4 protein-coding genes are annotated in these 6801 nt (G+C 67.9%); 3 read left to right on the forward strand and 1 reads right to left on the reverse strand.

The window, feature by feature from the left end; genetic code table 11:
- Window positions 1-16: 16 nt before the first annotated feature.
- Window positions 17-3487, reverse strand: a complete 3471-nt coding sequence (locus IRZ31_RS07505; protein WP_297151829.1) for a LuxR C-terminal-related transcriptional regulator — start codon at window positions 3485-3487, stop codon at window positions 17-19.
- 425 nt (window positions 3488-3912) lie between these two features.
- On the opposite strand from IRZ31_RS07505, the gene IRZ31_RS07510 reads away from it, so the two are divergent.
- The 3 genes from IRZ31_RS07510 (at window position 3913) to IRZ31_RS07520 (ending at window position 6672) form a co-directional block, all read left to right on the forward strand.
- Window positions 3913-4134 (forward strand): hypothetical protein, encoded by a 222-nt coding sequence (locus tag IRZ31_RS07510; protein WP_297151832.1) that lies wholly within the window; start codon window positions 3913-3915, stop codon window positions 4132-4134.
- Between the two features lie 250 nt (window positions 4135-4384).
- Complete coding sequence (locus IRZ31_RS07515) at window positions 4385-6169, forward strand: hypothetical protein (RefSeq protein WP_297151835.1); 1785 nt, start codon at window positions 4385-4387, stop codon at window positions 6167-6169.
- The gene (locus IRZ31_RS07520) at window positions 6166-6672 is read left to right on the forward strand and encodes a hypothetical protein (protein WP_297151838.1); all 507 of its coding nucleotides are present in this window, start codon (window positions 6166-6168) and stop codon (window positions 6670-6672) included. The genes IRZ31_RS07515 and IRZ31_RS07520 overlap by 4 nt, the downstream gene beginning before the upstream one ends.
- Window positions 6673-6801 lie beyond the last annotated feature (129 nt).

The following is a 6801-nucleotide window of genomic DNA, read 5'->3' on the forward strand; positions in this document are numbered from 1 at the left end:
ACGGACGGCCCGCCGCTTAGAGAAGACCGTAGCGGCGGGCGGTGGCGATGGCGCGATGGCGGTTGTGTACGTTGAGCTTCTGGTAGATGTGCTGGATGTGGGTGCGCACGGTGTTGACCGAGACGATGAGTTCCCCGGCGATCTCGGCGTTGCTGTAGCCGGCGGCCAGCAGCTGCAGGACGCGCAGCTCCTGGGCCGAGAGTGGCTCAGGGAGGGTGGCCTCGACGGCGGTGATGATGGGCGGCTGCTGGCTGCGCCCGGCGGCGAAGTCCTGCAGGAGGCTCTCGGCGTAGGCGCGCAGGGTTTGCCCTCGCACGCGCGGGAGCAGCTCGCGCAGCAGGGCGGCCAGCGGCTCGCCTTCGTCGAGGAAGATGCGTCGGTGCCCTTCGATCTGCCCCTGTTCGAGGGCGCTGCCGAGGAAGGTGCCGGCAAGTACCGGGTCGTGCTCCTGGGCGTAGGCCCGGGCGAGCAGGAGGCGCGCCTGCAGCAGCCCTCGCTCGCGTCCGCTTTGCCGCGCCTGCTCATGGATCTTCTCCAGGAGGAGGATGGCCTGACGGGTCTGGCCGTTGACCAGCAGCAGGCGGGCCACGAGCAGCTGGTATTGTTCTTGCGCCAGGCCGTTGGAAGCCTGGTCGCTGGGGATAAGGTGGGCGCCCTGGCTCTCAGTGGGGGGTGAGGCGGCGCGGTCCGCGCTGCCCTTCATCGCCAGCAAAGGCTGCGACCCGCCCCGGCTGGTTGCCAGCTCGTAGTGACCTTCCGAGCCAAGCAGCCGCCCCAGCTCGTCAGCGCTCTCGCGGGCGGCCTCAAGGTCGCCGCGTGCAAGATCGAGACGCGCCAGCCGGGTGAGTAGCCAGGCGCGCGGATAGTGGTTGTAGCCTGGGTGAGGGAATCTGGCGCTGATCTGCAGCAGCAGGAGGCGAAGGCTCTCACGGGCGGCGTCGAGCTGGCCGCGGGCCTGGCTGATGAGCGCGCGCAGTTGGCGGGCGTCCAGGCTGAGCAGGGAGGAGAGAAAAGCGTCGCGCTCGTCGCTGGCATTGGCTTGCAGGGCGTTCAGGCGCTCTTCCAGGCGATCTAGCTGCTCTTCGGCTCCGTCCAGGTCGTTCCAGTCGTAGAGGATCTGGGCCTGCCCCAGCAGGGCCATGAGAGCGGCAGGGTGCTCTGGCGGGCAGGTACTGGCCAGGTAGCGGTAATGATAGGCCGCGGTTTGCAACTTGCCGGCCAGGGTGGCCAGAAAGGCGCGCAGGCTGCTGCTGAAGCCGTTGAACCATTCTGCGCTGGAGGGAGAGAGCTGCTCAATCACGCTGATCTGCATGAGGCTTTCGATGTCGCGACAGATCGTCTCCGCCTCTTTGAGGTTGCCGCTCTGCAGGTAGTAGCCGAAGAGGTAGCCCAGGCAGAGCAGGCGCCAGTCGCTTTCTTCGGGGGGCAGGTACTCCAGGGCGGCCCGCGCGTAGACAGCGCTCTCGTAGGCTCGCTGGCCGGGCCCGGGCTGGCTGGGCGAGGTCAGCAGGTGCTCCAGCGTCAGCATGCGACAGGCGTAGAGCCGCCCCAGGCCGGTCCGATCGTCGCTCTGGCGCCATAGCTCTTCGGCGCGCTGCAGCAGGTCATTGATGCGGGCGATGTGAGCGGGCGCTGGCTGGTACTCCGGGTTGAAGCCGGCTCGCTGGTCGCGCAGAGAGGAGTGGATGACCAGGGCGCTGAGCAGGCAGAGCTGGGGCCGGCTCCAGATGAGTGGCTCGGGCACGGCCTCCAGCCAGCACTGCAGACGCTCTAAGGCATGGTGGTCGCCCCAGCGCAAGAAACGCAGGGGGATAGTGAAGCGCTCGATGAGTTCGGCGACCCACGGGTTGACACCGGACTGCAGCGCCAGCTCAATGGCCTCTTCGAGCTGGCCGCGATTGGCATACCAGCGGCTGGCCTGGTAGTGGATCAGGCGCACTTCTTCGCGCGGCAGCCGACGCCGCGCCTCGTGCTGCAGGGCGTCGGCGAAGAGCGGGTAGTAGCGGTAGACCCCGCGCGGCGGGTCAAGCGGCTCGATAAAGAGGTTCCTGCGCTTTAGCTCCTCCAGCAGGGCGGCGCTTCCGTGAAGGTTGTGGGGGCTGACGGCGCAGCAGAGGTCGGGCTGCAGGCGCGGAAGCCAGCAGGTGCGCAGGAGGAAATCTTGCAGGTGCGGCGGCAGATTCTGGAGCACTTCGCTGCTGAAGTAGTCGAAGAGTGGGCGCTGGCTGCCGCGGAAGTCGCTCAGGAGGCGCTCCAGGGCGGCGGGGGCCAGCGGCTGACCGTCGCGCTCGCTGGCCAGCCTGGTGCTCTCTAAGAGGAGGGAAAGCAGGCGCAGGCCAGCCGGCCAGCCGGCGATGAGCTGGTCGATCTGCTCTAGCTGCTCGGGGGCGAGGTCGTAGGGACGCAGGAAGGCGGCGCTCTCGGCCTGGGAGAAGCGGAGATCAGGGCCACGTAGCTCCAGCAGAGCGCCGGCGGCGCGCAGGCTGGCCAGTGGCAATGGCGGCTCTTCGCGCGTGAGCAGGACGAGGCAGAGGCCGACGGGCAGGTGGCCGACAAGGAAGGCCAGCATCTGATGGATGGCCTCGGCGTTGATGAAGTGGTAGTTGTCCAGGATGAGCAGGCCGCGGGCAGCATGCTGGCTGAGGAAATTGAGCAGCAAGACGAGCTGGTCGGCCAGTGTCTCGCTGATGGCGCTGGCGGCGACGCCGACGGGGGCCAGTCCGGCCAGGCTGGTGGCCAGGGAGCTGGCTGGCGTTGGGGTGAGGCGCTGGCTCTCTTCGGGCGAGAGCCAGCGCGCGCAGGCGGCAACGAGGTAGCGCCAGAAGTGCGACGGCTCGTTGTCTGCGGCGTCGAGGGTGAGCCAGGCCACAGGCGGGGCGCCTTCTGCGTCGGCCTCTTCGGCGAGATGGGCCAGCCACTGGCACACCAGGCTGCTTTTGCCGCTGCCCGCCGGGGCACAGAGCAGGATCAGCCGCCGCTCGCGTCCACGGTCGAGGCGGGCCAGCAGGTGCTCGCGACGGATGAGGTCGCCAGGCAGGGCCGGCGGCCTGAGCCTGGTCTGCAGCAGCGGCCCTCGGCCATCGCGCAGTCCCGGCTCGTGACGGGCCCGCATGTAGTCGCGCAGGCGGCGACAGCTAAGCTCTAGCCTGGCGGCGACTTCCTCCAGGCGCTCCAGGGTGAGAGAGTCAGTTTTGCCGACGTACTGCTTGAAAGTGCGGTGCAGACAGTGACGAAAGGCGTACCAGTAGATGGGACGCCCCTTGCGGGTCTCGCGGCGCAGGGTCAGTCGACCCTGCTGCCCTCTGAAGTTGAAGGCGCCCTGGCTCTCTAGCCAGGCTCGCCACTCCTCCGGTTGACGTGGCAGCGGTTGAAGCGCGCCGTCGGGCTTGCTACGCAGGGCGTACTCTTCTTGCTTTGGTAACCAGACGATTTCGATCGCTGTGTGGGTCGTTGACGGTGTTGGTTTTGCTGATTCGCCGCTGTGCAAGGTGTCCTCTCCTCCCCTGAACCTGGGACGGCGCGGGCCGCTCGTCAGGCCCGGCGCAGGTCCCGGCCCAGGATGCTCCCAATAACCACAATAGCAACAAAATCTGTTCCCCTCGGCTGGCGGCGGTCTTCCTCTGCTGCTCGCTGCTGCGTTGGGGCGGGCCGGGGCTTCCTGCCTCCCCCCAAGTATATCAAAGTTCGGGCGCGCTCTTCCAGACGCGCTCTGGGAAGGAGAAGCGGCAAGATGGATGGGGTGGAGCCGGTGGTGGCGGTGGCTGGCCCGGCCTTGTCGTCCGCTGAGCTGGCTTGTATAATACAGACCAGATAGACGGCGATGGTGGGCCTCTCTTGAGAGGCTGAGTCTCGCCTCGCCTGCGGGGCGAGAGCCAGAGAGGACCACCCGAAAAGCGAGGAGTGAAAAAGAAGATGGCTGATCGACGCCGGCTGCTGCCGGTGGTGCTGGGCCTGGGCCTGGCTTTGCTGGTGCTGGCCGTCTTTCTCTATGTCGGCTCCGGCTTGCTGGAGGTCACGCTGCTGCAGGCGAGGCAGGAGCCGTTTATCAGGCCGGCGGCCTGGATTGGCCTGGTGGTGGGCCTGGTGCTGGCGCTGCTCGTCAGCCTCTGGCTGCGCACTCGCTCTCATGTCTGAGCGGGGCACCGGAGGCCCGATCTCGCAGGCGCTGGCCTGCGCTTACGCTACTTGTCCACTCATACTCATACTTACCAGTACAATAGAAGAGCGATGAAGCCCGCTTAATGCCTTTTCGGGGCTGATGGCTTCTACTCACTGTCCCCTGGCACAGCCGACCAGGGCGGTGCGTAGAAGCCATTTTTTTGTGGGCCGTGAGGCAAGGCCGGGCCTGACCAGCTCGTTGATCCTCTGGAGAGGAGGCTATTGGATGATGTCATGGCGCTCTCCCGATTCTGCTTCTGCTGAAGACGAGGCTACACTGATCCGGCAGTCACCGCCGGAGAGCGGCCCAGTGCTTACGGCGCGTCTGACGGCGCCACGCTCGGCCTGTCTGCGCTATCGCTGGCAGGAGGGCCGTCTCTGGGTGAGCGGCCTGACGGCGGCTCACCCAGGGCTGCCAGCGGATCTGGCCGTCGCTACCCCAGAGGAGGGCCTGGAGCTGCGTCTGCTGGTGCTGCTGCCGCAGAGTGCTCCACCCGAGACCTGGCTGCGCGTGCGCCTGGTGGCGGCCCTGCAGCTGGTGCCGGCTGACGAGCCAGATGACTGGCTCTGGCTGGGGGCGCTGGTCGATGAGGAGCGGCAGGAGGCGGTCTCGCCAGCGGTGCTGGCCGACCTGGCTGAGCCAGCCTGGCGGCGCCAGGTTGAGGACTTTTTTGCGCGTGAGCGTGGACTCCTCGCTGAGGGGGAGCGGCCTGCGCTGCGCTGGCTGACGGCAGAGGAGGCCGCGCAGGTGCTGCAGCGGCTGCGGGTTGCCGCGCGCCAGGCTCGCCGCGCCCGCCAGCCGTCACAGCCACGGGGGACGCTGCAGGCTCAGGATCTCCACGAAACCCCGCTGAGCTGGCAAACCGCCGCCAGCCTGGCCGGGGAACAACGTTCTCTGCGCGCCGGGGGCCTGCTCTTGCGGGCCGATGCCTCGCTGCCCTTCGCTGAGCCGGCGCGCCTGCTGCGCTTCGTGGCGCCACGCTTTCAGCCTGTTCTGCGCCAGCTGCTCGATGAGGATGAGCAGGTGCTGGCCTTTGTGGAGCGCCCGCCTCTGCGCCAGGCCGGTGGGCTGGGCCTGCTGCGCCGCCAGGGGCGCTACCTGCCCGAGGGGCTGCTGCTGGTGAGCGACCGCCAGGTGCTCTGGCTGCGCGCTTACTTTGCTCAGGGCCGCAGCTTTACGGAAGGGGGCTATGTGGCGCGGACGCTGCCAGTAGAGCGGCTGCACACCTGCAGGGTCGAGGGCGAGACGGCCAGCGCTTCGGCGCGGCGGACCGGACGGGGAGCGGAGCAAGCGCTGCTCCAGCTGGTGCTGGGCGTGGCGGCGGCTCAGGGAGAGGAGACGCTGCGTGTTGAGTTTCCAGCCTGGCCGGAGGCCGAGGAGGCTCTGCGCCGGCTGCTGGCGATTGTGGAGGCCTTTCTGCCGCTGCCTCCGGGCCAGGAGGAGCGGCGCCTGCGCGTCTGGCCTGCGCTCTCGCCCTGGCAGCCGGAGCCGCGTCGTGTGGAGGAGCTGGCAGACCTGGGGGGGCAACTGCCTGAGCGGCTGACCCGACGCTTCGAGGAGATGCTGGAAAGCTGGCTGACGGCGCAAGGAATGGGGCGCGAGGAGGTGCTGCTGACGCTGGGTCTGCCCGCCCTGGCTGAATACGGTAGTCCACCCCGCTGGCTGGCTCTGACCCGGAGCGCCCTGCTGGTGCTGGAGGCCGATGGAGGCCGGACCGGACGCCGGACGGCGGGCGCGGAGAGGGAGAAGGTGCCGCTGCGTCTGCACTGCGTCGCACCGTGGAATCTCTCGTCGCTGGAGCTGCGCTATTCGTTGCTCGGCTCCGGGCTGACGCTGTATGAGCCACGCGCCGCTGATCAGGTGGCAGGCTATGATCTTCCCTTCGCCGGGCCGGCCCTGGCCCTGGTCTTGCCTCTCTTCAGACGCTTGCGAACCTTGCTGCGCCTGGCGCCGGGGATGCAGGCCAGACTGATAGAGACGGGCTGCACTGAGAAAGGAGACGGACTATGAGTAAGCTACCATTTGAGGAGCCGCACAAGGAAGAGGCAGAACAGGCCGCGCCCGCGCTCTCGCCGGGCATACGCCTGGCCCTGACAACGGCCTTGCGCCGGGTGGAGCTGGCGGCCTGGCGGGCGGAGGAACGCTTGCAGCGCCAGGAGGCCCCGCTGCTGGCCTTGACGCGGATGGTTGATCCTTTTACGCCTGAGCAGCGCGCTAAGCTGCTGGCTCTGCTGGGCGAGCTGCGGAGCGAGGTAGCCCGGCTGGCCCGCGCCTATCGGCTGCCTGCGAGCGAGGAGAATCTGCGGGCGGTGATGCTGGCGGAGTTCGGCCTGCTCTGGTGCGATCTGGAGGAACTGCACCCGGCTCGTTTGCGCGACTACGGCGAGCTGAGCACGACTGCGGCGCGCCGGCTCTGGCCAGAGATAAAGCATTTGATCGATCTGATGCTGACCTTGAATGAGTGGGCCGCTATGAACCAGCCCCCTCCGCCGCCAGGTCAGGGGCCGCGTTGAGCCAGGAGATCAGGCCCCCCGGCTTGACAGCAACAGCGCTTTGTCTTATGCTATGCACGGTTACCTCCGAGTTTTCTATAGAGCGCGCCTGGCCTGCGGTTCACTTCCGCTGACCAGGCGCGCTGCTGT

This window comes from Thermogemmatispora sp., from assembly GCF_019683635.1.
GTDB lineage: Bacteria > Chloroflexota > Ktedonobacteria > Ktedonobacterales > Ktedonobacteraceae > Thermogemmatispora.